Origin of the sequence: Moritella sp. 5, from assembly GCF_018219455.1 — a bacterium.
In the GTDB taxonomy this organism is placed as follows: Bacteria; Pseudomonadota; Gammaproteobacteria; order Enterobacterales; family Moritellaceae; genus Moritella.
Genome location: NZ_CP056122.1, coordinates 2968492 through 2992570, shown reverse-complemented (window position 1 = coordinate 2992570; position 24079 = coordinate 2968492). Strand labels below are relative to the sequence as shown.

General features: G+C 38.4%; 20 protein-coding genes. 14 read left to right on the top strand and 6 right to left on the bottom strand.

The genetic code is table 11. The features are described 5' to 3' along the window. The first annotated feature begins 20 nt into the window (after positions 1-20). Together HWV01_RS13305 and HWV01_RS13300 are read left to right on the top strand one after the other, a co-directional pair. Complete coding sequence (locus HWV01_RS13305; RefSeq protein WP_211672010.1) at positions 21-545, top strand: prepilin-type N-terminal cleavage/methylation domain-containing protein; 525 nt, start codon at positions 21-23, stop codon at positions 543-545. A 476-nt stretch (positions 546-1021) separates the two neighbouring features. After that, a complete protein-coding gene (locus HWV01_RS13300; RefSeq protein ID WP_211672009.1) occupies positions 1022-2011 on the top strand; it encodes a hypothetical protein in 990 nt (329 codons plus the stop codon). Between the two features lie 31 nt (positions 2012-2042). Here HWV01_RS13300 and HWV01_RS13295 read toward each other — a convergent pair whose 3' ends face one another. Then, a complete protein-coding gene (locus tag HWV01_RS13295; RefSeq protein WP_249185303.1) occupies positions 2043-2894 on the bottom strand; it encodes a DUF547 domain-containing protein in 852 nt (283 codons plus the stop codon). Positions 2895-3057: 163 nt separating this feature from the next. On the opposite strand from HWV01_RS13295, the gene HWV01_RS13290 reads away from it, so the two are divergent. After that, positions 3058-4299 carry a hypothetical protein gene (locus tag HWV01_RS13290; protein WP_211672008.1) on the top strand — a complete coding sequence of 414 codons (1242 nt, stop codon included), beginning with the start codon at positions 3058-3060 and terminating at the stop codon, positions 4297-4299. 77 nt (positions 4300-4376) lie between these two features. Here HWV01_RS13290 and HWV01_RS13285 read toward each other — a convergent pair whose 3' ends face one another. Next, positions 4377-4721, bottom strand: coding sequence for a YajD family HNH nuclease (locus tag HWV01_RS13285; protein WP_045110065.1), 345 nt, complete (start codon positions 4719-4721; stop codon positions 4377-4379). Between the two features lie 147 nt (positions 4722-4868). On the opposite strand from HWV01_RS13285, the gene HWV01_RS13280 reads away from it, so the two are divergent. Continuing rightward, positions 4869-5393, top strand: a complete 525-nt coding sequence (locus HWV01_RS13280; protein ID WP_211675850.1) for a M48 family metallopeptidase — start codon at positions 4869-4871, stop codon at positions 5391-5393. A 58-nt stretch (positions 5394-5451) separates the two neighbouring features. Here HWV01_RS13280 and HWV01_RS13275 read toward each other — a convergent pair whose 3' ends face one another. After that, entirely contained in the window at positions 5452-5703 is a 252-nt protein-coding gene (locus HWV01_RS13275; protein ID WP_211672007.1) for a hypothetical protein, read from the bottom strand. Positions 5704-6004: 301 nt separating this feature from the next. On the opposite strand from HWV01_RS13275, the gene HWV01_RS13270 reads away from it, so the two are divergent. The 5 genes from HWV01_RS13270 (at position 6005) to HWV01_RS13250 (ending at position 13119) form a co-directional block, all read left to right on the top strand. After that, positions 6005-8479 (top strand): YdbH domain-containing protein, encoded by a 2475-nt coding sequence (locus HWV01_RS13270; RefSeq protein ID WP_249185302.1) that lies wholly within the window; start codon positions 6005-6007, stop codon positions 8477-8479. A 9-nt stretch (positions 8480-8488) separates the two neighbouring features. Next, entirely contained in the window at positions 8489-8671 is a 183-nt protein-coding gene (locus HWV01_RS13265; RefSeq protein ID WP_017219822.1) for a YnbE family lipoprotein, read from the top strand. A 16-nt stretch (positions 8672-8687) separates the two neighbouring features. Continuing rightward, positions 8688-9008, top strand: a complete 321-nt coding sequence (locus tag HWV01_RS13260) for a YdbL family protein (RefSeq protein ID WP_211672005.1) — start codon at positions 8688-8690, stop codon at positions 9006-9008. Positions 9009-9391: 383 nt separating this feature from the next. Beyond that, positions 9392-10885, top strand: a complete 1494-nt coding sequence (locus HWV01_RS13255; protein ID WP_211672004.1) for a lytic polysaccharide monooxygenase — start codon at positions 9392-9394, stop codon at positions 10883-10885. Between the two features lie 347 nt (positions 10886-11232). Continuing rightward, positions 11233-13119 carry a putative glycoside hydrolase gene (locus HWV01_RS13250; RefSeq protein ID WP_211672003.1) on the top strand — a complete coding sequence of 629 codons (1887 nt, stop codon included), beginning with the start codon at positions 11233-11235 and terminating at the stop codon, positions 13117-13119. An 85-nt stretch (positions 13120-13204) separates the two neighbouring features. Here the strand turns inward: HWV01_RS13250 and HWV01_RS13245 are convergent, their stop codons facing one another. The 3 genes from HWV01_RS13245 to HWV01_RS13235 form a co-directional block, all read right to left on the bottom strand. Next, positions 13205-14080 carry a hypothetical protein gene (locus HWV01_RS13245; RefSeq protein ID WP_211672002.1) on the bottom strand — a complete coding sequence of 292 codons (876 nt, stop codon included), beginning with the start codon at positions 14078-14080 and terminating at the stop codon, positions 13205-13207. 97 nt (positions 14081-14177) lie between these two features. Next, entirely contained in the window at positions 14178-15953 is a 1776-nt protein-coding gene (locus tag HWV01_RS13240; RefSeq protein ID WP_211672001.1) for a bifunctional UDP-sugar hydrolase/5'-nucleotidase, read from the bottom strand. 363 nt (positions 15954-16316) lie between these two features. Next, entirely contained in the window at positions 16317-17552 is a 1236-nt protein-coding gene (locus tag HWV01_RS13235; protein WP_211675849.1) for an aromatic amino acid transport family protein, read from the bottom strand. Positions 17553-17871: 319 nt separating this feature from the next. Between HWV01_RS13235 and HWV01_RS13230 the strand changes: the two genes are divergently transcribed. The 5 genes from HWV01_RS13230 to HWV01_RS13210 all read left to right on the top strand — a co-directional run bounded on the left by HWV01_RS13230 (position 17872) and on the right by HWV01_RS13210 (position 24051). Beyond that, on the top strand, positions 17872-19704 hold the full coding sequence (locus HWV01_RS13230; RefSeq protein WP_211672000.1) for an ABC transporter ATP-binding protein: 1833 nt from the start codon (positions 17872-17874) through the stop codon (positions 19702-19704). 242 nt (positions 19705-19946) lie between these two features. Beyond that, positions 19947-20174 carry a FeoA family protein gene (locus tag HWV01_RS13225; RefSeq protein ID WP_211671999.1) on the top strand — a complete coding sequence of 76 codons (228 nt, stop codon included), beginning with the start codon at positions 19947-19949 and terminating at the stop codon, positions 20172-20174. Further along, positions 20174-22486 carry a Fe(2+) transporter permease subunit FeoB gene (gene feoB / locus HWV01_RS13220; RefSeq protein WP_211671998.1) on the top strand — a complete coding sequence of 771 codons (2313 nt, stop codon included), beginning with the start codon at positions 20174-20176 and terminating at the stop codon, positions 22484-22486. Before HWV01_RS13225 ends, feoB begins: the two co-directional genes overlap by 1 nt. Continuing rightward, complete coding sequence (locus HWV01_RS13215) at positions 22449-22685, top strand: FeoC-like transcriptional regulator (RefSeq protein ID WP_211671997.1); 237 nt, start codon at positions 22449-22451, stop codon at positions 22683-22685. The genes feoB and HWV01_RS13215 overlap by 38 nt, the downstream gene beginning before the upstream one ends. 163 nt (positions 22686-22848) lie before the next feature. Then, positions 22849-24051 (top strand): NnrS family protein, encoded by a 1203-nt coding sequence (locus HWV01_RS13210; RefSeq protein ID WP_211671996.1) that lies wholly within the window; start codon positions 22849-22851, stop codon positions 24049-24051. The last annotated feature ends 28 nt before the right edge of the window (positions 24052-24079 follow it).

The following is a 24079-nucleotide window of genomic DNA, read 5'->3' as shown; positions in this document are numbered from 1 at the left end:
AATCCAAAAGGTGTCCAGACTTGAATACGCAACAACGTGGTTTTACTCTTATCGAATTAGTCATTGTTATTATGATTCTCGGGATATTATCTGCTACCGCTGTGCCCCGATTTTTGAACTTAGCTGATGATGCTGATATCGCCGTTGTTGAAGGAACAGGTGGCGCTTTAAAAAGTGCAGTAAACCTTGCGCACAGTAAGTGGTTAATTATAGGTTCTCCGGCTGATTTTGATGCTCGAAATGATTTACCATTGTATGGGGCGGGTTTGGATGGTCAAATTGATCTTAATACTGCTGGGTGGCCTGCGCAGAGCTATTCAGGTTCAGATACAGTATTAAACGCTGATAATGCAGCTGATTGTACTTCTTTGTGGAATGCAATTTTAAACACTGGCAGTGATGAAATTGATGAGTCTGCAACGAGTGAACCATATGTTGTTGAATATATAAATAATGGTATTTGTCATTATAAGTGGAGTAAAAAGACTGAACTATACATTCGTTATGATTCTAATACTGGCGATGTGAGTGTTCATGTATCGTAATATTACGGACACTGATGGTGACGGTGTTATTGACAGCCTTGATGTATTTTGGCCGGACGAGATCTAGGGTAGAAAATGATGCACATTCATATAAACCGCTTATCTCTCTGTGCGTCTAAATTAGATACTCCCTGGATCTTGTTGAAATAATATCAACGCTTGTTTTAATTCAGGCCTTGCATAGCGTTTAAAATGCTCAATCAGAGCCTGCTGATTATCCCCGAAATCTTCTGAATAAATTTACCGCATAATGAATTAGTTGATTATGCCGAATGTGGCGTGATATCTAGAATAAAATCATCCACTTTGGATTGTATGAAATGCATTATAAAACAATAACATCAAATCTGCTGAATTAACCACCATAAATTTATTTACAAACGCTTACATAAAGCTCCATGATTTCAATTTAGAATGCATCTTTGCTAACACTAAACGACATGTTCGGTGTATTTGTAATCATAGAGAGGATGTCAATGACATTAGTACAATCGACAGCTATGGCTGTTTTATTATCTGTTTTCCTAACTGCTTGTGGCGGCGGTGGCGGCGGTGGTTCTACGACTACTAAAGGGAGTCATACGAAGGATACAGATGGTGATGGTGTTATTGATAGCCTTGATGCATTTCCGAATGACAAAGATGAAACAAAAGACAGTGATGGTGATGGCGTAGGTGATAATGCCGATGCATTTCCGAATGACCGGACGAGATTTAGGGTTGAAAATGATGCTCATTCATACAAACCAAAATTTGATGCTGGCTTTAGCTATATAGTTAATCTTAACGATGATGCTAATACAAAAACTGAAAAGGTAGAAAATATCGCGAGGCTGGTAAATGAAGCTTACGATAACACAGTGCAAAAGATAATTGCTGGTATTGCAGATAAATCGGGGGATAGCCCGTATAGCACGTTGGGAGAAGCAGTCGCAACCTGGAGTTCTTTGTCGAAGAACAAATTTTATTATACTGATCACAAGGGTGTAAAGTACTCTTTTTCTTTGGTCGAGTATAATAATGAGTCTTCTTTTTCAGTTATGATTAGCAGCAATGATAAGTTCACAGTACCTAATTCTGAATTTTTTAAGAACGAAATTTTAGAGTCCAATACTGATGATTCGGTCGATCGTAAGTTGAAACGATTTTCTTATCATTCTGATAAGCCTAGGGCTGTAACTGTAATAATTAAGGTTAACTACGGGACTGTATCGATGATCTGGTCGAGTAACCATATAGCAACACGTAAAAATTTAGCTGGAATACAAGCTCTAATGAACATTTCAGAATCTACCGCCAACTATTCTATTTCTAACACTAGCTCGAATGGTATCCCAGAAATTCCTCTCGGCTATATTGAATTTAATAAAAATTCTGCTGAACTTGAATTTAAGGATGATCTATTAGATGCAAGCGTTAAAGCGCATTATAATCAAAATAAAGACATATTAGAGTGGATTAAATAAACAACGTCTCTTTGTACGTCTAAATTAGTCATCATGGCTGATTTAGACGCCAATCATATTTAAAATAGATACTCCCTGGATCTTGTTGAAATAATATCAACGCTTGTTTTAATTCAGGCCTTGCATAGCGTTTAAAATGCTCAATCAGAGCCTGCTGATTATCCCCGAAATCTTCTGAATACCACTTGTAAATACTTGAAACTTCTAAATCGTCACCTTGAATTGAAACGCCTCTTGGATGATTGATATAAGCATAAGCACCTGCAGTTAATAGTTGTTCGGTATTACTTGCCATAAATGCTGTGGCAGATAAGTTTGGGCAACCATAACTGGCACAGTTTACGGCATAATGGATACGTGGATCTTGCCAAATAGGGCGTAGTATTTCATGTTCTATATCATTTAAGCTGAGCGTTTGACCATTGACTGTCACCGCATCATCATCCCAAGGGCCGAATGAAAAGAAACGACCTCCTAATTTTGTAATGGATTTAACCGGATAATTCTCCAGAATCAGTTGTACTGTCTCTGCATTATATAAGTTTATCCAGTAGGCTTGTTGCTGTGCTTTAGTGTGTTGCAAGGGGTTGATGTTTTGCAGTTGAACGAGATATTGGTTGAGAATTACTTTGTCTGCATTAGTCACGTTTTTGTAATTAAACAAGTTAATCGCATTCTTATCTTTATCCACGATTAAATAGCGATTTAAAATATATTGCCATTGACTGTGGTCGATATCCTGCGATGTGACTTCATTACTTTTATTCCAGTAGACCGTCGTTGTAGCCATAACATTAATAGAGTAGAAACCACTAAATAATATGATTAGTAGCCCAATAACTATACGTGTTTGTGGCATTAATAATGTTAAATTGTGGGTCATATTGATACCTGCCTTTGTATTTATATTTACTTTATTATTTAGTCATTTAATGACATTGTTTTACGTTTTTTTACTGTGTTCGCCGTATACACATGGGCTATTTTTGGCTATCTTCCGCACTTCACATTTTATTAATGCATAATTATTATTGTTTGGAGTATTAGTGGTTTATAAGAGTATTTTTTCCTCGTTATTGTCTTCGGCATTACTCGTGACAAGCAAGGTGAGTGCAGAAGATGTTGTCGATATAATGACTGAAAATAATGGCATGGAAAGGCCAGCGTTTGATACTAAAGTCGCGGTAGTTCCTTTAATTATCTCAACTGAAAGATTGGGTACTGCGCTTGGTGTCTCTGGGGTAATCAAACATGCAGGGCAGCCACAAGCATCAATATTTGGTCTTGGTTTATACAGTGATAATAACAGTAATATCAGCTTTATCTCATTTAATAATTATACATTACCCAGTGTAAAACAATGGCTGTTTTCAACAGAATATTACCGTGGTGACTTTAAATCGGGGATATATTTTCTGCCTACGGCAAAGGCGCCTGAAGATACCTTGTTGACTGATGAAATAATCGCTGAAGGTGTCGAATCATCTCTCCGTGTGAATGCAAGATACGTATTACCATGGGGGAGAGGGGTTAACGGTGCCGCGCGTAGCCTTATCCGCCAACGTAGTGAAACAGGGGCTAACCCGCTTGAATTTGGTGTTACAAGCATTAATATAACGCCGTTTAAACAAACGCGAGATGTAGTAGGTTATGATTATTTACCTGACATTTCACAAGGGTTAGAGTTACAATTTGATTGGGATAATCGCGATAGTATTGGTGATACGACGTCGGGTAGCCAAACTCGATTTACTGTACGACGTGACTTTGGTGATGATGACCGTGATAGTTGGACTACATGGCAATTAGATCAAAGCGCTTATGTCCCTTTTGATGGAAACACTTTGTTTAAAGAACAAGTATTGGCATTTAATTATTATCTTGCAGACACACCAACATGGAATAGTGGTTCGGAAGCGAATCAAAAACATCGTCCCCCCTCTTTTGCTGGTATCAAACTTGGTGGTTTTAACCGGCTACGTGGTTATTTACCTGGACAGTTTCATAACCGTAGTGCCGTTATGTATAGTGCCGAATACCGAGTGAAGCCACATTGGCAACCGTTACATAATTTACCATTTTATAACTTTCCTTGGTGGCAATGGTCTGCATTCGTTGAAGCTGGCCAAGTTTTAGATACTTTTGATTTAGTGGAATTACATCGTGATTTGAAATGGACTGCTGGTTTAGGATTACGATTTAACGCTGAAGGTGTGGTTGTACGTATTGATTACGCACAAAGTGAATCAGATAAACAATTATGGTTTATGGTTAACCAAGCATTCTAGCTGTAAAATAATAAAGCCGTAACAGTGTGCCATTTAATCGGATACTGTCACGGCTTTTTAGGTACAGTAATCAGATGTTATTTTTTAAACATTGATTTTAAATCAGCAAACGGATTATAAGTTGCTGATTCCTGATTATTATCACCCGCTTCAACTTCAGTCGCGTACTGATCATGTTCGGTATATTTAGAATGCTCATTGTCATGGCAATATAAGCAAAGCAATTCCCAGTTACTCCCGTCATTTGGGTTGTTACTGTGATCATGGTCCATGTGGTGAACAGTTAACTCTCTTAAGTTAGAATAAACAAATTCGCGGGTACAGCGGCCGCATATCCAAGGGAATAACTTAAGTGCTTTTTCGCGATAACCTTGTTCCATGCGCTTATACGTTACGCTGGTACCTAAAGTATCTGATGACATAGTTGTTCATCCATAATAATAAAAAGGTTATTGTAAAAGTATATCTAACACTGATCAATAGCTATTTTAGTCTGTTCTAGGCTACCAGATTAAAACTGGATCAGGTAAAATATGTACTATTCAAATTACCAGTATTCAATCTTACTTATGTCAGTTTCAAAAATAGATTCAACGGCTCTTAAATATCTGTCAGCCTATTCAGACCAAGTCCAAAGCAAAGTAAAGCTGATGTTAGACAAAGACACGCTTGGTCAATTTTTATTAACTAAGTATCCGAGTACACATTCAATTACCAGTGACAAAAAGTTACGTGAATTTGTCATGGATCTTAAAAATAGTTATTTAAAGAAATCATCGCCTATCAGTAAAATCATTTATGATCCTAAAATTCATGTGGTGAATAACGCGCTTGGTTTACATACTTTTGTATCGCGGGTGCAGGGCAATAAATTAAAGAGTAAAAATGAGATCCGTATTAGTGAAATGTTTAGACGCTGTCCAGAACCTTTCTTGCAGATGATCACAGTGCACGAACTGGCGCACGTAAGAGAAAAGAATCACGACAAAGCCTTTTACAAGCTTTGTGAGCATATGTTGCCTGATTATCATCAGTTCGAATTTGAAATGCGTTTGTATTTAACACAGGTTGAATTTAGAGGCGAGATCTACTAGTTAAGCGCAACTCACAGAGTAAGTGGCTCGATAGAGTCTGCGAAATATTGAGTGACAGTTATTTCATTGTCACTTTACCTCCCACCATTTTATAAGCCGGTGTGCCCCTAATTAATGCGTCTCTTGCAAAGACTTGTTTACAGTTAGGGCAAGTGCAAGGTGTTTCACAATAGTCAGTCACGATCCGCTCTTTAAAGCATTTAACGAGACTGCCTTTACCGCCTTTACGGTATTTAAACAGTAGGGTCTTACACTTACTGCATGATATTTCAACTGTTTGAGTTGGGCCTTTCTTATTCGGTTTTGCCATGTAAATTTTTCGTATATGAAACTAGTATTAAAGTTACGACAGTTTACACGCTTCTGCTTCATCGACAAATCAATAAATATACATATGTATATTCTAAAAATTGTACTTAATGTCTCACTTTTAGTGTTGTCAATGAGCGTGTAATACTTGATTTCGTTATGCTTGTCGTTCAGGATAAGTGATTAGATTAATAAAGGTTATTTCCTCAATGTCGGCGTCGCATAAAACAAAACAAACTTCGAGTCACGCCAAACTTTGGATTATAAGTCTGCTTATTCTCGTCCTATTAAGTGTCGCGCTCATGTTTACATACCGCGAACGCATTATCATGAAGGTTAGCAATCATTTCTCAATTCCCTACGGTGTTAAAGTTGCACAGTTACATGGGTTAACGATTAAATTTGATATGCAACAGCCCTTTTTTATCGATAAAATTATGCTTGATCAAGTTAAGCTAAATGTTGATTATCTGCAATTTGAGCAAGTAATGCAGGATCAAAATACCGCTCAAGTTGGGATTCAAGTTGCTACTGTCGCACCAATATCGCCAGCGCTACCGGATTGGATACCCGATCTTCATATTGAAAATGTAATAGTGCAGGGCATTAATCTCCCCTCTTTACCTGACGTATCAAAAGTAAAAAACCTATCTTTATCAAGCCTAGATTTGGAACAGCTTGGTGTTAACGTGATTGACTTCAAAGAGGTGAATTTTAGATATGCCGATAGTAATGCTGAATTAGGCTTTTCAGTGTGGCAGCAAGATCAGCGGTTATTACTCGCTAAGCTTAACTACGTATTACAAGATACCAAGAATACAGATAACCAGAACTTACTTAAAGTGCAACTGAGCACGGACTTAAGCAAACTTAGTGCAAGCGTTAACCCTATTTTACCAGCGTTTAATACCGAATTTGATGGTATTGCAACGCTTGATGTAAACGTCGACTTACAGCAGATGGAACGAATTTCCTTAAGGTTCTCATTGGTTGACGGGGCCGTGAGTGATGACAAGCAAAAGCTTATAGATAACACTGACCTTGTTGTCGATACGGCGTTAGTACTGGATGATAAAGGGTGGTTGCCTGAACTCGTTAATTTGAAAATAACTGACATTGATCCTATTACGCTGACGGCAAAAACGTGTGCGTCGTTTACTGCATTATTGAGTGTGGAGAAAAGTGTTTGTCAGCCGTTTAGCAACAACGTATCACCAACACTCGTACCTATAGTGATCACGCCAGAATTACCCTTATCTTTACAGGTAGGGATACAAGAACGCGATATTACTCGTTGGAAAGTACAGGCTAAGCAAGCTGCGATGACAGTTATCATGTTTGATAGCATTTCTAACAATAGCTTGGCAGTAAAGATGGATGAGTTGATCTTAACGCCACAATTTTGGCAGAGCAATTGGTCGTTAGCCGTTATAACAAACAGCCGTTATTTCAGTGAGTTGAATGTGCCGTTCCAAGTGATATCGAAAGGTCACATCGAAGTTAAGCCCACGGATACATCGATAAGCACTAAGCTCATCGTTAATAGTGCAACATTAACCGCACATAAATTTAAATACTCAGATATGTCGAGTGAGAATATTAAGGTTTCTTTACTTGACGCTATGACGCTGAATATTAGTAACAATAGCGTATTACCGTTCGACTTTGCTTTATCGACTACGTCATTCAATAACCAATATCAGAATGAATATAAGGTAGATAGATTTTCGGCGCAGCATCGAGGACGTTTTAGCACTAAAAGTGTGAGTGTGAAATCAGATTGGCAATTAGATGATGTGGTAATGAAAAGTACAAATACCGTTACGCTATTAAATTTAACGCCGTACAAAGTTGCAGGGCATTGGCAATACCCTCAGCAAGCCATCCCTTCTTTGGTGACTGATAAATATCCTTTACCCGTGGGGTTATATCTACCTGGGTTGGTGGAAAATAGGCTTGATTATCAGCTGATGTTAGAGGAACAACAGGGTTATTTGACCGCAGGAATATCGGGCGAAGTAACCGCCAATAGCAGTACTTATAATGACATAACGGCCACCGATATTAATGCGAATTGGCGTTGTAAAATTGAGGCGGACAAACCTGATTTAGTGGCATCTTTAAATACCAATTGTCTTATTAACAGCAACATTTCATCTGTTGATATGGGGCCTGTCGTGACTAATGTTAATTTTACTGGCTTGGTTACATTTGCTAATGAACAGTTACAAGTGGCGATTGATAACGCCTCAGCAAATGCGTTTTCTGGTACAGTGTCATTGTCACCATTGTTAATTACCGATTTTGATCATATTGTAGGTCAAGTGCGTGTTCGCAATCTATCTTTACCTGAGGTACTTGAATTATATCAAGTTCCTGGTGTTAAAGTGACAGGGTTATTAAAAGCGGATTTGCCTTTTGTAGCAAAAGGTAGCGCAGTATCAATAATAGATGGCACGATAGAGCAGCAAGGTGCTGGTGGGGTGATCCAAATAAAGGATAACGCCACGATAGATCAGTTAAAGTTAACACAACCGCAGTTGCGTTATGCTTTAGAGCTGTTAGAAAATCTGCATTATGATAGTTTACACAGTGATGTGAATTTTAAGCCGAGCGGAGATACTAAATTAACAATTAGTATTAAAGGGCGGAACCCTAGCGTTGAACGCCCAATTGAATTTAATTATTCTCATGAAGAAAATATATTGCAGCTATTTCGTAGTTTAAGGATTAATGATGCGATGTATGATGCGCTTGATAAAATGAATAACCGATAAGGATATAATATGAAAGCACTGTTATTTAGTGCAAGTTTACTTGTACTTATTGCTGGTTGTACGCCAACAGTACAACTTGCCGTTCCCGATAAGCCAATTGTGATTAATTTAAATGTAAAAATTGATCACGAGATTAAAGTGAAAGTAGATAAAGAGCTAGATGATGTGTTTAGCGATGATGAGTTATTCTAGTCAAATGGAGATTACAATGAAAAGAATTTTTTCAACCTTGATTATTTTAGTCGCTATGTCATTTTCGGTACAGGCGATTGATTTACAAGACGCAAAGAAAGCAGGATTGGTTGGTGAGCAAACGAATGGTTACCTTGGCGCTGTGAAACCAAGCAGTGAAGTGAATGCATTAGTTAAAACGGTAAATGATAAGCGAAAAGCTAAATATCAAGAGTTAGCAACCAAGCACAATGTGTCGGTTCAGGCCATTTCTGTACGAGCAGCGAAAAAAGCGATGTCGTTGACAGAAAAAGGTCAGTTTATTGAATCTTCTCCTGGTCAGTGGAAGAAGAAGTAATACAGGTTTAAAATATACTATAAGCTGGCATAAAGTATTAAGCCCCATTGTGATGTTGTAATAACATGACGATGGGGCTTTTTTGTTTATAAAACACAGCCTTGTAGCTAATTATACCCGTGATGATTTTCAAAGGGACTAAATAGCAAGTTAACTGTATTGTTATCTACACTTTATAACCTGAAAACGTAAGTTGAACTTACACAGTTTACTAGGCAGATTTTTCTAAAGTAATAACAATTGTTACTATGTTTTAGCATATATGGTTAATGTAATGTGTGGTTTTTACACTGCATTAACACTTATCGGTGGCTAATTTTCCTCGTTAATGTGTTATGGAATTACTTAAATACTAGTATGTTACAAACAAAAGGATACACATTATGTTACATAAAGCTGCGTTAACTGTTGCGACTTTATCGATATATTCTGCATTGTTCAGTGCACAAGCGCTTGCTCATGGCTGGTCAGAATATCCAGTAGCGAGACAGAAAATATGTTCAGACCAAGGTGGTATTTGGAGTGGCACGCCACCTAATGCGGCTTGTGCGCAAGCAAAAGACATATCAGGGCCTTACCCATTTGTTCAGAAAAATGAATTTTCCATTAATATCAACGACTTTAATAATATTAAAGCAGTCAAAAATGCGATTCCTGATGGAACCTTGTGTTATGCAAATGATCCTCAGAAAAAAGGAATGGGTGCGGCACATTCGGGATGGAATCGAACAAAAGTGCAGGCGGGAACATTCCAGTATGTGTTTAAGGCTACCGCTCAACATAACCCTTCTTTTTGGCAATTTTATTTAACCAAACCGAATGCTGATCTATCTAAACCTCTTGCATGGGGTGATCTCGAACTTATTCAAGAAGAAGGCAATATATCTGCAGTTGGTGGTAAGTATCACACTAATGTAACTATTCCAACTGACCGAGTGGGTGATGCAGTGTTGTTCGTACGTTGGCAGCGTATTGATGCCGCAGGCGAGGGCTTTTATAATTGTAGTGACATTACGATTGTGAATAATGATGTAACGCCGCCGCCAGTTGATCCGGACCCGGATCCTACTTCACCATATCTTGTGCAGGGTAGTACCTTTATTCCACAAAATATTAGCTTAGACTCTGCATCTGTTGGCGATACGGTTAGCTATAAAGTTTTGAATAAAAATAGTGTTGAACATGCTTCATTCTCCCTCGTAATCACAGACGAAAACAAGAATGATTGGGATCGTTTATTGGCTTCAAACGTGAATGGTTGGTATGAATCAACTAACGATGGCAACGTGTTTATTGGCCGTTGGCACGATGAAATGAATCATTATATGTATTTCAAAAATGACTTACATAGCAACTATTTTAATTCAAAAGATTCTCGTGCATCTGGTGAGTTTTCGATAACGACAGAAGATATTGGTATTGATGCGGTCATATTACCTAAGGTGTTAAAAAATCTGGATGGAGCGAGTGTTGAACACGGTGATTACGTCGTGTTGACTCATAGTGAAAGTGAAGGTGATGCTACTAACGTAGAGTGGTTACAAACGAGTGGCCTACCAGTTCATATGAATATAGGTTCGAATAATGAACTTATTATTAAAACCGCTGATTTACCTAATAGACGTGAAGAGTTCACGTTTAAATTACTGCTCAGTAACAGTAGTGTGACGGATGCAGATGTATATTCTTTTGTGATGGAGCCATCTGACATAACTGAACCGACTGAACCGACTGAACCAGATACTAATACGTGGAGTGCAAGCCAAACCTATACAGCTAAAGATGTAGTGACCTACAAGGGTAAGTCATGGACGGCTCAATGGTGGACTTCTAATGAGGAACCTGGCACCACTGGCCAATGGGGTGTTTGGCGTTAAGCTAAATATCAAGAGCTAGCAGCCAAGCATAATGTGTCTGTTCAAGCCCCATTGTGATGTTTTAATAACATGGCAGTGGGGCTTTTTGTTTATATTTCCTATCCTCAATCTTTTGCCATGCTCACCCCTCTTAACTTAATGTACTCAATTAGATGTAGCCATTTGAAAATAAATAATATTTTATTGGTGATTATAATTGTGCGTATAGGATGCGTTTTATACGCATATATGGAAAATCATATCTATTATAATGTTTGTATCACATTGGTACGATTAATTCGTATATAGGTCAGGATATATCTTTAATAATTAAAGCACTTTAAATGGTATTAAGTGAAATTGAATTTATGAGAAAAAAAATATATCTATTGTTAGTTTTTATTAGTTTTCCTAACATCGTATATTCGAGTACGGATATTTATTTTGAACGTTTCAAACCAAAAGCATGTACGCATGAACAAAAAAATGGTGATTTAGTATTTAACATAGATAACAATCGAATTGATCTTTCTGATACTGCGTTAACGTGCACGAAAGAAGTCGTAAATAATGAATGGTTTTACCATATTGAATATGATGGCTATGATTTTAATTATGATGATATCAATGACACCCTAGATCTTACGGTCAAAGTCCAAGCATTTATGGATTCCACAGTAGCTTACACTGAGACTGATCGTGATTCTTTTGTAGAACTAGGAGAACACTCAATAGTTAATGATATTAATAATAATTGGAGTGTGGGTAACCATGCTATTAAAAACCAAGAATCACTACAATTTTCTATTATAAACACTAAATTATCTTTAAATGATTATTATGTAAATGATAATAGATTCATAACGGCTAAGTTGATTGAACCTGATGCAGGTTATGAACATAAATATATAATTGGAACAGGGAGTAATTTAGTCAGTGGTGAGTTTAGAAAACCACGAAAAACGATTAAACTTGATTCTAAATTAGCAACAATCACTGGCGCGGGAAGCTCATCAATTAAAAAAGATTTTTCAATTCATAATATAAATTTTAAATTAACAATTAGTGCTCGAAATGAAGATATGACCGACTCTAATTTATCTGATTATTCTTCATATCCATCTGGCTCTACATTCAGTAAAGCATATCCTGAGCAAGATCGTGAATCGACACATTATCCATCATTTTCTTGGGATCATATACCACGCTGGTTAGCAGTAAGAAAAGCAACGTCATTTACTAATGAAGAGATTTTGTCTATTAGTAATTACGACATTGTCATGCTTGAAAAAAGTAATAAGCAAGGATTAAAGACTGTTGATGCCGGCATATTAGATGCGGCGACGCGATTGAAGCAGATTAATCAAAATTTAACAACGCTATTTTATTTTAATGCGAGGGTTCATTATACCGGTTATAGTTTTGATCAGGTATTCGAAGATAATAAATGGGATTGGAGTACAAAAGTAACTGATAATGATAACGTAGAATCAATTTTTATGTTTAAAGATCGTTACTATTGGCATGACTTTTCATCTCCAGAGATGAGAACATGGTGGGCACAAAGTGTATTAGATACAGTGAGTCAACCTCAAATTGATGGCTTATTTATTGATGCAATAGCTAAAACACCAAAAGAAGATTTGAACAATCCTTTATTTATTGATGGCAAGCCTAATACTGATTTCGCATTACTGGTTGATGATGTTGCAAAAAACTTACCAGGTGATAAGTTATTTATTGGTAATACATTAAGAGCTGAAACGAACAATAGTAGCCGTAGCCACATGAAATACCAGGATGGTTCATACTTGGAAAGGTGGACGATACCAATGAAAGGTACATCACCAAAAATGAACAGTGCAGATGCCATCTCACTCAGTATCCAATTAATGAGAGAAGCATCATCAAAAGGAAAAGTTATTATGCTTCAGAGTTCGCCTGTTACAGACGAGCCTATCCCGAATAGTTTAGCAGAGAAAAAAGCATACTTAGCAAAACATGTAGATTTCCCGCTAGCCGTATTTTTAATTGCTGCAGGTGAAAATTCATTCTTTAGTTATCAGCTAGGAGTGAGTGCAGATGTAAAAGTCCAAGCTATTTGGAATAGTGATTATATTCCACAACTTAATCGTCCTCTTGGCCAACCGTTAACAGGACCTAAGCAGACTGGTTTTGTTTATGAAAGGGAATTTGAGTTTGTTGATGTCTGGGTTGATGTTGAGAAAAAGATAGCGCGTTTAACTTGGAAGTAATAAGTTTTTACGGTTAATCATTATTTGAATTTAAGCTATAAAAAGCGCTATTGAATATAGCGCTTTTTATTAACGATTGGTTACATTAATCACGAATAAGAGTGTTATTACTCACATCGTATGAAGCTTTGTAAACTATGTCGCTTGTACTGGACTTCGTTAACCGACCAACTTCTACTACTTGACTATTATAGTCATGCTTAGTATAAAATGAATTTTCATAGTCATTGTCATTATAATAAGCCAGCATTCTTTCTCTATTATTTCTGAATGTATATCTATATCGTCCATCAAATCCGCCACTTTCATTAACAGTTTTAAGTTTAACTATAAATTCATCCTGTTTTGTGACGGCTAATTTAATTTCAACTTTTCCTATATTATGGTCGCTAATATAATAGTTGTCCGCAAGAACCGTCACCATATATTTTAATGTCGTTGTCGCTATAAGTTTCGCACTTATATTACCGAGTTTAGGGTGAACCCAATTTAGCTTTGAGTCATGGGTATATTTATAGTCTTTCAGTTCCTCTACCATGCCGTTAATGTCACGAAGATTGTGTCCCGAACTTTCGGCTCCACTATTAAAGCGTAGAACTTGAGATTTAAGTGTCGGGTATAGTTTAAACTCGCCAAATGCAACTATAGCGTAAACTTCAATTATGGTTTCAGCAGTATTATCTACCACATTGAGGACTTTTTGGATGTTATCTTTGACGCTCTTAGCGTCTGGGTTATTCTGACTTGTGACGTTGGCAAGTGAGGGTAAAAGAGCATTATCACTAGGCCCATATAGTCCTGAAAGCGTTCTATTTAGCGTGAACTGTTTTTCTTTCGCTGGGGTTATAGGTTTTATTGGTGTCGTTGGTTCTGTCGGAGTGGTTTTATCACCACCACCACCACATGCAGTGAGAAGTACCGACAATAAAGTCGTGGCTACAAGGGATTTAATCGATTTCATTTGGAATATCCGTCTTTATAAAGTGAAAATTAACGTTAGTTACAAATCACCCCAGCTATGATGAATAAACGACATCTTAGCTGGGCTTCTTATATCGTTATTTTAAGTCATCTATTCTAAGAGATTTAACATTGGTATAGCGACCATCAGGTGTGGTTGGTAATGCTAGTTTACCTTCATTAACTTGCTTACGAGCGATTTCGCGCTCAGCACGATGGCCAGTAAGCCCAATCACAGACCAGTCATTTTCTGCTTTACCAATAATTTTGCCCTTTTTAACCTCAGAGATATAGCGGATAGTTAGGTTTCTAATTGTGCCAGCTTCTTCGCCATATTCTGCTTTAGAGTCAGATAAAATAGTAAATTTACGTCCTTCTAATGCACCTCCCTTTTTCGTTAAGTGGCCCATACGATAAGCGTTCATACCAATGTGGATGACCGTTTTATCTGTAACAGGTTTACCATTCATTGCTAATTCAACAATTCGCTTTCCAGCAGGCTGGCGAAGATCAATTTTATAAGTAACACCGCCAAACATATCATGCGTGCTGTATTTCGATGAACGACGTTTTTCATCAAAGCTGAAAGTTAAATCACCATCATGTGTCTGGTTAAAATATCCTGCAGACCATTCCATATATTTCTTAAGATCTTGGCCTGTCATTGCATAAACAGTATATTCACCGCCTGCATATTCATAGTTATAGGCAATATCTTTTGCTGTGATCGCACCGAGATCCATTTTAGGATTCATATTGTCTAGGTGAATAGCAATTACATTCGCTTGTGGTGCAAAATGAAAACCAACATCCTGAAATAAGCTGGTTAATCCGGTATCGTGTAATTGTGTTTCTGGTATACCGTTTATTCTATTTTTGGGTGTTAATGTTTCGCCACTTAATGTACCAATAACACGATTTGCATTCTCACGTAATTTCTGATGATAAGGACTGAAAATAGTTTCAAGTTGTTTATCTGATACTTGATTGTTCATATTATAAGTAAAACTATTCTTGTTAATTAAGCTGACTTTGCCATCATCTTGTCGCGTAAATGACAGATCAATACGTGATAACGCTCGACCATATTTATAGGGTTCGGTAATGATAACGCCATTAATAACGACTTTATCTATTTTTACATGCATGTGACCAGCTACGATCGCGTCGAGTTCCGGATTCGCTCTCGCAATATCACCAACACTGGTATCTGCGATATTATTTTCGTTGTCTATACCCATATGCGCCACCAACACAAGGGCATCGACTTTGTCTTTAATTTTAGCAATCACTTTTTTGACTTCAAGACTTGGGTTGGTGAAATGAATCCCATTAATTCTATCGCTGCCTTTTGCAAAGTGTTCAACCATTGGCGTATCCATACCAATAATGCCGACTTTGATACCATCACGTTCTACTATTTTATAGGCAGGAAGAAAACGACGCTTATCATCATGAAAAATATTACCCGCAAGCGGTGTATCATTGAAAGTGTTAAATGCATTGTTAAGCGCATCTAAACCAAAATCAAATTCATGATTCCCTAATACCCAAGCATCATAACGCAATGCATTAAAGCCTAACATCATAGGATTAACTGGCTCATGCTTAAACGTTTCTATCCCGTTACCTTGGATCGCATCACCGGCATCGACTAAAATAACGTTTTTTTCGGTGTTGCGGATCTCTTTCACTTTGGACGCAATTTGACTAAGACTTCCTTTTGGATTCGGTTTATCTGTTGAGTAATCCCAAGGGATAAAGCGTCCATGCAGATCGGAAGTACCAAGAATCGTCACATTTACATTTTCAGATGCAAATGAAGGTGCGATGAACAAAGGTGCAAAAATTAATGCGGCCAGTTTTACTTTCATGGTATAGCGTCTCTAAAATAATTAAAATATCGTGAATCATACACAAGCAGTGTAAATACTCTAAATATAGTTAGTTAAATAGGGCGAACAGTTTATTCATCTTCAGTTTTAGTCTGAAAATCGAACTCCCAAGGGGATGGTATACACAAAAAAGAGAAACTCTTGTTGAGCCGCTATTATAGATTCAACCTTAATGAGTTTGGATTTCGGCTTCCAAATATATCTGAATACTGTATTGGATTATTCGTAAAGCACAGGGATGTTGGTACGACTACATGATAAATTTTAATTACAAAACAGCCCAACAATGATGAATAAGTGGCATCTTTGCTGGGCTGTTTAATATTACTTGCGTTAACAAAGTTAACCAACGGCTGGTATCATTTTAGCCATTTGTAAAAACTGCGATGCAATGATCAAACAGCCCATTAAGCTTGCAAGCACGAGCGTTACGTTGCCACCGATAACTCTATAGCCACTTGCATCTGCTTTACGTTGTTTAGAAACCATAGCGACCGGTAAGAAGATTGCAAGGATAACCAATGCAATAGCTGCGTAACCGAGTGCTGTAATGAAACCTTGTGGATAAAACAGTGCGAAAGCCAGCGGTGGAACAAATGTCACCAGTGCTGTTTTTACACGGTGTGATTTACCGTTTGCGTTAGTTCTATCGTCGCTATTAATACTCGTATTCGCGCGCTTCATCATACCTGATAACAAATCAAACAAACCTAAACTGACACCTAAGAACGAAGTTGCTAAAGCAAGATCTGCAAACACAGAGACAGACTGACTGACTTGCGGCTGTTGTAACACAGTGCTGAGCGATGCAATAAAGTTAGTTAGCGAGTTATTAGCCATTAGATCTGTTTGGCTTAACACACCCTGCGTTGCAACTTGCCATAGTAGGTAGATAACAAGTGGCGCAGATGCACCGCAGACCATCACTTTCTTCAGTGTTTTAATATCAATACCCACATAACGTACGATCGACGGAATACTGCCGTGGAAACCAAACGAAGTGAAAATCACGGGTAAAGCCGATAACAATAACCCTTGTTGTACAGGCATTTCTAATAGATTAATCGACTGCACGTGTGGGAATAACAGACTGAGCGTGAGTGCTAAGACGATAATTTTTACGCTAAACAATACACGATTCACGATATCAACCGAGTGCGTACCAATCGACACCACTGTCGCGACAATGATTGTTAGTAGCACTGCACCAAATTGTGGGGTTAACTCTAAACTCAATAAATCGTTTATTTTGTTGGTTAACTGCGAACCGCCACCGGCAATATACGCGGCACAAAGGGCATAGAATAAGAAGAAAGAAGCAAATGTTGCGAGATATTGACCGGGTTTACCCAGTAAACTCTTTGCAAGCGAGTTAAGTGTCGCATCTTGTTCGGCATGCTGATGTATTTCTAACATCAGCAACGCTGTATACGTCATTAATGCCCAGTTGGCGATAATCAAAAAGGCTGCTGTATAGAAACCTAAACCAGCTGATGCAAGGGGTAAAGCTAACATACCGCCACCAAGCGCGGTGCCAGCAACAATAAGGGTACTTCCTACTATCTTACTCACAGTTATAAAACCTTATTAACAGTCATAAAACATTCCATTACGGATTGCAATTGAAGATTTGTAAACATTTGTTTACAGTATGTACCTTAAATATCCATAAATCATTAAGGTGTAGCGAGTTTACTTATTTTGTATGGGGTAATGCAATATAATTAGTGTAAAAGTTGTAAATAATGTCGTAAAGTAATATTTACACTTTCATATTCTGGTTTTAATAGTGCTAATTTCTGCTGTTGATTGGTTGATAACCTTGTGCGGACTACGAACTTTATCAATTACGTAGTACCATAGGGGAGTCTTTTATTTGCTCAGATAATGATCCTTTATGTTTAAGTTTTTTGAAAAATGGTCCTCGGCTTTTCCCAAGCATCAACCAGAACAACCGCCGCAAGATATTGTGGCGTTTTGCCGTTATTATACCCGTGGTTTTGAATCACCTTTATTAGCGATGGCAGTATTAAGTGCGATGATTGCTATTTTAGAAGTGTCGTTATTTGGTTTTATGGGGCAACTGGTGGATTGGTTATCAAATCATGAGCCACAGAATTTCTTAACTGATGAAAGCACTAACCTCATTGGCCTAAGCGTATTGATACTAGTGGTGATGCCATTGTTGGTGTTATTACATTCATTAATCATGCACCAGACATTACTGGGTAATTACCCTATGTCTATTCGTTGGTTAGCACACCGTTATTTATTACGTCAAAGTGTATCTTTTTTCCAAAGTGATTTTGCCGGTCGTATTGCCACAAAAGTGATGCAAACAGCCTTGTCTGTACGTGAAACCGTGATGAAACTACTGGATGTATTGGTCTATATCTCGGTGTATTTCATTGCAATGCTCGTCATGATTGGCCAGGCTGACATACGACTCATGCTGCCTATGCTGGCGTGGTTTATTGGTTTTGTCGCTATTCAATTGTATTTTGTGCCGAAGCTTAAACAGATCTCGACAGAGCAAGCTAATGCACGCTCAATGATGACTGGGCGATTAGTCGACAGTTATACTAATATCACCACGGTTAAATTGTTCTCACATAACTCTCGTGAGATGGTGTATGCCGAAGAAGGTATGGACGGATTTCTTGTGACGGTGCATAAACAGATGCGTTTGGTTACGGGGTTCACCTTTTGCGTCGAGTTATTAAATTATTTATTACTCTTTGGCGTTGCCGCTATTTCGATCATGCTGTGGTTAGACGCCAGTTTAAGTGTGGGTGTCATTGCTGTCGCAATCAGTTTAGCGTTACGCCTTAACAGTATGTCCAAATGGATCATGTGGGAAATTGGTGGTCTGTTTGAAAATATGGGCACGGTGATCGATGGCATGAATACCTTAGCCAAGCCGATCGATATTGAAGATAAGCCAAATGCTAAACCGCTAACTGTTTCTGCGGGTGAAATAGAGTTTGATAACATTAGTTTCCATTACGGTGAGTCAGCTGGCGTGATTGATAACTTAAACCTCAAAATTAAGCCGGGTGAAAAGGTTGGTCTAGTAGGACGTTCTGGCGCGGGTAAGTCGACCTTGGTTAACTTGTTAATGCGCTTTCATGATGTGGAATCGGGTGCGATTAAAATTGATGGGCAAAATATCAGTGATATCCAGCAAGACAGTTTACGCGGTCAGATTGGCATGGTGACACAGGATACCTCCTTACTACATCGTACTATTCGCGATAACATTATGTATGGCGATCCGGATGCGAGTGAAGCGCAATTGCTCCAAGCAACAAAACAAGCATGTGCAGATGAGTTTATTAGTACCTTAACGGATACATTTGGTAATAAGGGTTATGACGCACAAGTTGGAGAGCGGGGGGTTAAATTATCGGGTGGTCAACGTCAGCGTATTGCTATTTCTCGCGTGTTATTAAAAGATGCGCCGATTTTGGTGTTAGACGAAGCAACGTCAGCGTTAGATTCTGAAGTTGAATCCGCAATTCAAGATAGCTTAAATGAACTGATGGATGGTAAAACTGTGATTGCAATTGCGCACCGTTTATCAACAATTGCAGCGATGGATCGCTTGATCATTTTAGATGAAGGCCGTGTTGTAGAGCAAGGCTCACACAAAGAGCTCTTAGCGAAACAAGGTATTTATGCACAGCTCTGGGCGCATCAAACAGGTGGCTTCATCGGTGAAAATGCTTAATCGTTCTTAATTACAGATTTGTGCAGCTCATATATTATTCAATATGTTGAGCTGCATATATTCATTTACTACATAAAAAACCTTCTATAAACCCTGTTGTTATATAGGAATACTACTTTAGTGTTATTTTATTTGCTGTTTTGGCCATTTCGTTTATAGCGTATTGATTCATATCAATAGTTATTTATACTGCAAGCGTAAAATATGAATAATAATAGTTATCATTAGAATTAGGTGAAAATATGAAGTTAGCGCTATTAAACGATGGTGTTGTCGCTAAAATTACCGATATGTCAGGCTTACCTGCTGACACGCGAAAGAAGTTAATGGTAATGGGTGTGCTACCTAATACCCAAGTGACATTAATTCGTCGTGCGCCAATGGGGGACCCGTTACAAATATCGGTGCGTGGAGTCTCGGTTGCGATCCGGAAAAAGTTAGCACAACAGATTGAAGTAGAGGTCGCTTAATGTTGTATCAAATCTTAACTATTGGTAATCCAAATAGCGGTAAAACAACGCTATTTAATGCGCTAACGGGGGCGAATCAACGTGTTGGTAACTGGGCTGGTGTGACTGTTGATAAGAAAACTGGACGCTATGGCCATGCGGGTGATGAGTTCTTATTAACCGATTTACCGGGTATTTATGCCTTGGATAGCAGTAATGAAGTGAATAGTGTCGATGAAATGATCGCGTCGAAAGCAGCGTTAGATCATACGGCAGACCTCATTATTAATGTTGTCGATGCTTCGTGCTTAGAGCGCAGTTTATACATGACACTACAATTGCGCGAGTTAGGTCGTCCAATGGTCGTGGTATTAAACAAGATGGACGTATTAGCGCGTCAACGCCAAGTGTTAGACGTTAAAAAATTAGAACAAGCCCTTGGTTGTCCAGTTCTCGCGCTCTCTGCAAATGCCAAAAATGAAGTGAGTAGTTTTAAACAAGACTTACATTCAATCGTACAAAAAGGTGTGGTCACAGTCCCGCTTGCGATGGATTACGGAACAGAAATAGAAGCGGCGATTAGTGAACTAGAGATTTATTTTTTCGAGCACGATGCCGCCCCACGTTCACTCGCTATTCGTGCGCTCGAAAATGATGCGTTAATTGTCGATCTTATTAGTCTTGATGCCTTGATGATGATTGCTGACGTTAAGAATAAAGTCGCAGAGTCAATTGAAACAGATTTCCATATTGCCAACGTTCGATATACGTTTTTACACCAACTTTGTAATAAGGTGCGTCGTCAGGAAGGTAAATTGAGCCGTTCATTCAGTGATAAAGTCGACCAAGTTGTGTTGAATAAATACATTGGTATTCCATTCTTTTTTGCTGTGATGTACTTAATGTTTATGTTCTCTATCAATATTGGTGGTGCATTCATTGATTTCTTTGAAATTAGCTTTGGCAGCGTACTTGTTGATGGCGGACACTATTTATTAGATGGATTATTGCCTGTTTGGCTTGTTACTATTATCGCGAATGGTATTGGCGGTGGTATTCAAACTGTTGCCACTTTTATTCCCGTGATAGGTTGTTTGTATTTATTCTTATCGTTACTTGAAAGCTCGGGTTATATGGCGCGTGCTGCATTTGTACTTGATAAAGTAATGCAACGAATTGGCCTCCCAGGTAAAGCATTTGTTCCGTTAGTATTGGGTTTTGGCTGTAACGTACCTGCCATTATGGCAACACGTACACTCGAGCACGAGCGTGAGCGTCGTTTAGCGGCGGCCATGGCACCGTTTATGTCATGTGGCGCACGATTACCTGTGTATGCATTATTCTCGGCGGCATTCTTCCCTGAGCATGGCCAAAATATTGTCTTTGCATTATACATTATTGGCATTTTAGTTGCGGTATTTACTGGGCTCATATTACGCTGGAGTTTGTATCCAGGCCGCAGTGATAGCTTTATCATGGAAATGCCGGATTACGAATTACCGACAATGCAGAATATGCTTATCATCACTTGGCAAAAACTAAAACGTTTTGTGTTTGGTGCGGGTAAAACGATCGTGTTGGTTGTCGCATTTCTTAGTTTCTTTAATTCATTGGGTACAGATGGCAGCTTTGGTAATGAAGAAACTGAAAGTTCAGTATTATCGAAAGTTGCACAAGTCGCAACGCCGTTACTTGCACCTATTGGTATTAAAGCAGATAACTGGCAAGCAACCGTGGGTATTATTACGGGTATTTTTGCCAAAGAAGCGGTTATCGGCACGTTAAATAGCTTGTATTCAAGTGCAGAGAAAGATAATGCTGAGTTTGATTTATTAGCCAGTTTACAAAAAGCGGTATTATCAATCCCTGCGAATTTGGCGAATTTAAGTTATTCAGATCCATTGGGTGTTGATGTGGGTGATTTAACGGATATGAATGCGGTTGCTGACGATCAAGAAGTGGATGTGACAATATTTGGTAACTTGAAAGAGAGCTTCAGCTCTGACGCTGCTGCTTTTGCATTCTTATTATTTATTCTTTTATACACACCTTGCGCTGCGGCAATGGGCGCTTATGTGCGTGAATTTGGTCGTCCATTTGCTGTATTCATTGCTGGCTGGACTATGTTCTTAGGTTATTTTGTTGCCACTATGTATTACCAAATTGTTGAATTCTCAGCACACCCTGCATCAAGTATGGGCTGGATAGGCTTCTTCAGTGTGTTGATGTGCGTTGTGATTGCACTACTGAAAAAGCAAGGTAATAAACTCCAACTACAAGAGGAACAGGGCAAATATGATTTTAACACGTCTGAAAGATCATCTTGTTGTTAACGGTAAAACCAACAGAACTGAGCTAGCCAAAACCTTTGGAATTAGTGAAGACGGTATCGATGCGATGCTGGCACTTTGGATAGCGAAAGGTAAGATATCGAAAACAATTAGTGAACGGCCTCGACTGGGACAATCAAACTGCGATGTTTACTATCGTTGGAATGACGAGTGCGAACTTGCGGTCACTGTTATTAACTAAGCAATGTTGTTAACTAAAACGATGTTGAGCTAGACCAAATCTCAGATCATCAATAAAAAGGCAAATACTTGACTAAATAAGTTGGGTATTTGCCTTTTGTCAATTACAGACCTTTTATTACCACATATACTCAATCTCAATTACTATTTAAAAGGTTAAATCAATGCAAATTACAGACTTGGCGGCGGAACAAAAAATCCTCCCTGTGTTACGTCTTGGCTTTCGTCCTTTCTTCTTAGCAGGCGCTTTGTTTAGTATGGTTGCATTGCTGCTATGGGGCGCAATGTTATCTGGTTATATTACCTTTCAGCCTTACGGTGGCGGCTTGTGGTGGCATATACATGAAATGTTATTCGGTTTTGGCTGTGCCATAGTTGCTGGTTTCTTGTTAACCGCGATCCAGAATTGGACTGGGGTTCGTGGTATTTCGGGGTTACCCTTACTTGGTTTATTTATGCTTTGGCTGGCAGGGCGCATTGCTTTGTTTTTACCCTCGCTATTAAATGATCACGTTATCATGTTGATTGATTTAAGTTTTCTGCCCGTAGTTGCTTATGTTTTAGCCAAACCTTTGTTAAAAATAAAACAGTACCGAAATTTATTTTTTGTGCCTTTATTAGTTTTATTTACTGTGGCAAATATTGAAATGCATTTGGCTAAATTAGGTTTAGCGAACATGACAGTTCACCAAACTGCTTATGCATCCGTAATGCTAATGGTATTTTTAATGTCGGTGATGGCTGGTCGTGTTGTACCTATGTTTACTGCCAACGGGACTAAAACAGCAAAAGTATTACCACTTCCTTGGTTGGAAAAATTAGCAACAGGCAGTTTAGGCGTTATTACTTTACTGCTATTAATTCAGCCTTTATTTTCTGCACCGAAGGCTGTATTTGGCATATTGTTTATTCTCGCTGCATGTTGCCAAGCCATTCGCTGGTGTCGTTGGAAGCCTTGGATTACCTTGGGTGTGCCGCTGCTGTGGTCTATCCACGGCTCGTTATTTTTTATCTGGGCGGGACTATTTACCGTCGGCATGAGTTACTTTATTAATGTACCGATTGTTAGTCATTTATGGCATTTCATTACAATTGGCGGTATGGGCGGACTAATTTTGGCGATGATATCTCGTGTTTCACTGGGTCATACAGGGCGTATGTTGCAACAGCCCAAAGCGATGTTCGTGGCATTTTTCAGTATTTTTATGGCTGTCATAATACGTGTAATAGGCCCTATTTTTTGGATGCAGTATTATATTATCTTTATCAATTTGAGCATTGTATTTTGGTTAATTGCATTTGGGTTGTTTGCTTATCATTACGCGCCAATGTTGTTTAAAGCGCGACAGGATGGCCGCCCAGGTTAGAACCGTTTGACAGCTAAACAAGGTTTAT

What these genes read in the sequence shown, in the direction of transcription:
- HWV01_RS13210 (WP_211671996.1), top strand. Translation starts at nt 22,849, where the DNA reads ATGCAAATTACAGACTTGGCGGCGGAACAAAAAATCCTCCCTGTGTTA.
- HWV01_RS13250 (WP_211672003.1), top strand. Translation starts at nt 11,233, where the DNA reads ATGAGAAAAAAAATATATCTATTGTTAGTTTTTATTAGTTTTCCTAAC.
- HWV01_RS13230 (WP_211672000.1), top strand. Translation starts at nt 17,872, where the DNA reads ATGTTTAAGTTTTTTGAAAAATGGTCCTCGGCTTTTCCCAAGCATCAA.
- HWV01_RS13270 (WP_249185302.1), top strand. Translation starts at nt 6,005, where the DNA reads ATGTTTACATACCGCGAACGCATTATCATGAAGGTTAGCAATCATTTC.
- HWV01_RS13300 (WP_211672009.1), top strand. Translation starts at nt 1,022, where the DNA reads ATGACATTAGTACAATCGACAGCTATGGCTGTTTTATTATCTGTTTTC.
- HWV01_RS13285 (WP_045110065.1), bottom strand. Translation starts at nt 4,721, where the DNA reads ATGTCATCAGATACTTTAGGTACCAGCGTAACGTATAAGCGCATGGAA.
- HWV01_RS13265 (WP_017219822.1), top strand. Translation starts at nt 8,489, where the DNA reads ATGAAAGCACTGTTATTTAGTGCAAGTTTACTTGTACTTATTGCTGGT.
- HWV01_RS13215 (WP_211671997.1), top strand. Translation starts at nt 22,449, where the DNA reads ATGATTTTAACACGTCTGAAAGATCATCTTGTTGTTAACGGTAAAACC.
- feoB (WP_211671998.1), top strand. Translation starts at nt 20,174, where the DNA reads ATGTTGTATCAAATCTTAACTATTGGTAATCCAAATAGCGGTAAAACA.
- HWV01_RS13275 (WP_211672007.1), bottom strand. Translation starts at nt 5,703, where the DNA reads ATGGCAAAACCGAATAAGAAAGGCCCAACTCAAACAGTTGAAATATCA.
- HWV01_RS13260 (WP_211672005.1), top strand. Translation starts at nt 8,688, where the DNA reads ATGAAAAGAATTTTTTCAACCTTGATTATTTTAGTCGCTATGTCATTT.
- HWV01_RS13225 (WP_211671999.1), top strand. Translation starts at nt 19,947, where the DNA reads ATGAAGTTAGCGCTATTAAACGATGGTGTTGTCGCTAAAATTACCGAT.
- HWV01_RS13245 (WP_211672002.1), bottom strand. Translation starts at nt 14,080, where the DNA reads ATGAAATCGATTAAATCCCTTGTAGCCACGACTTTATTGTCGGTACTT.
- HWV01_RS13240 (WP_211672001.1), bottom strand. Translation starts at nt 15,953, where the DNA reads ATGAAAGTAAAACTGGCCGCATTAATTTTTGCACCTTTGTTCATCGCA.
- HWV01_RS13295 (WP_249185303.1), bottom strand. Translation starts at nt 2,894, where the DNA reads ATGACCCACAATTTAACATTATTAATGCCACAAACACGTATAGTTATT.
- HWV01_RS13280 (WP_211675850.1), top strand. Translation starts at nt 4,869, where the DNA reads ATGTCAGTTTCAAAAATAGATTCAACGGCTCTTAAATATCTGTCAGCC.
- HWV01_RS13255 (WP_211672004.1), top strand. Translation starts at nt 9,392, where the DNA reads ATGTTACATAAAGCTGCGTTAACTGTTGCGACTTTATCGATATATTCT.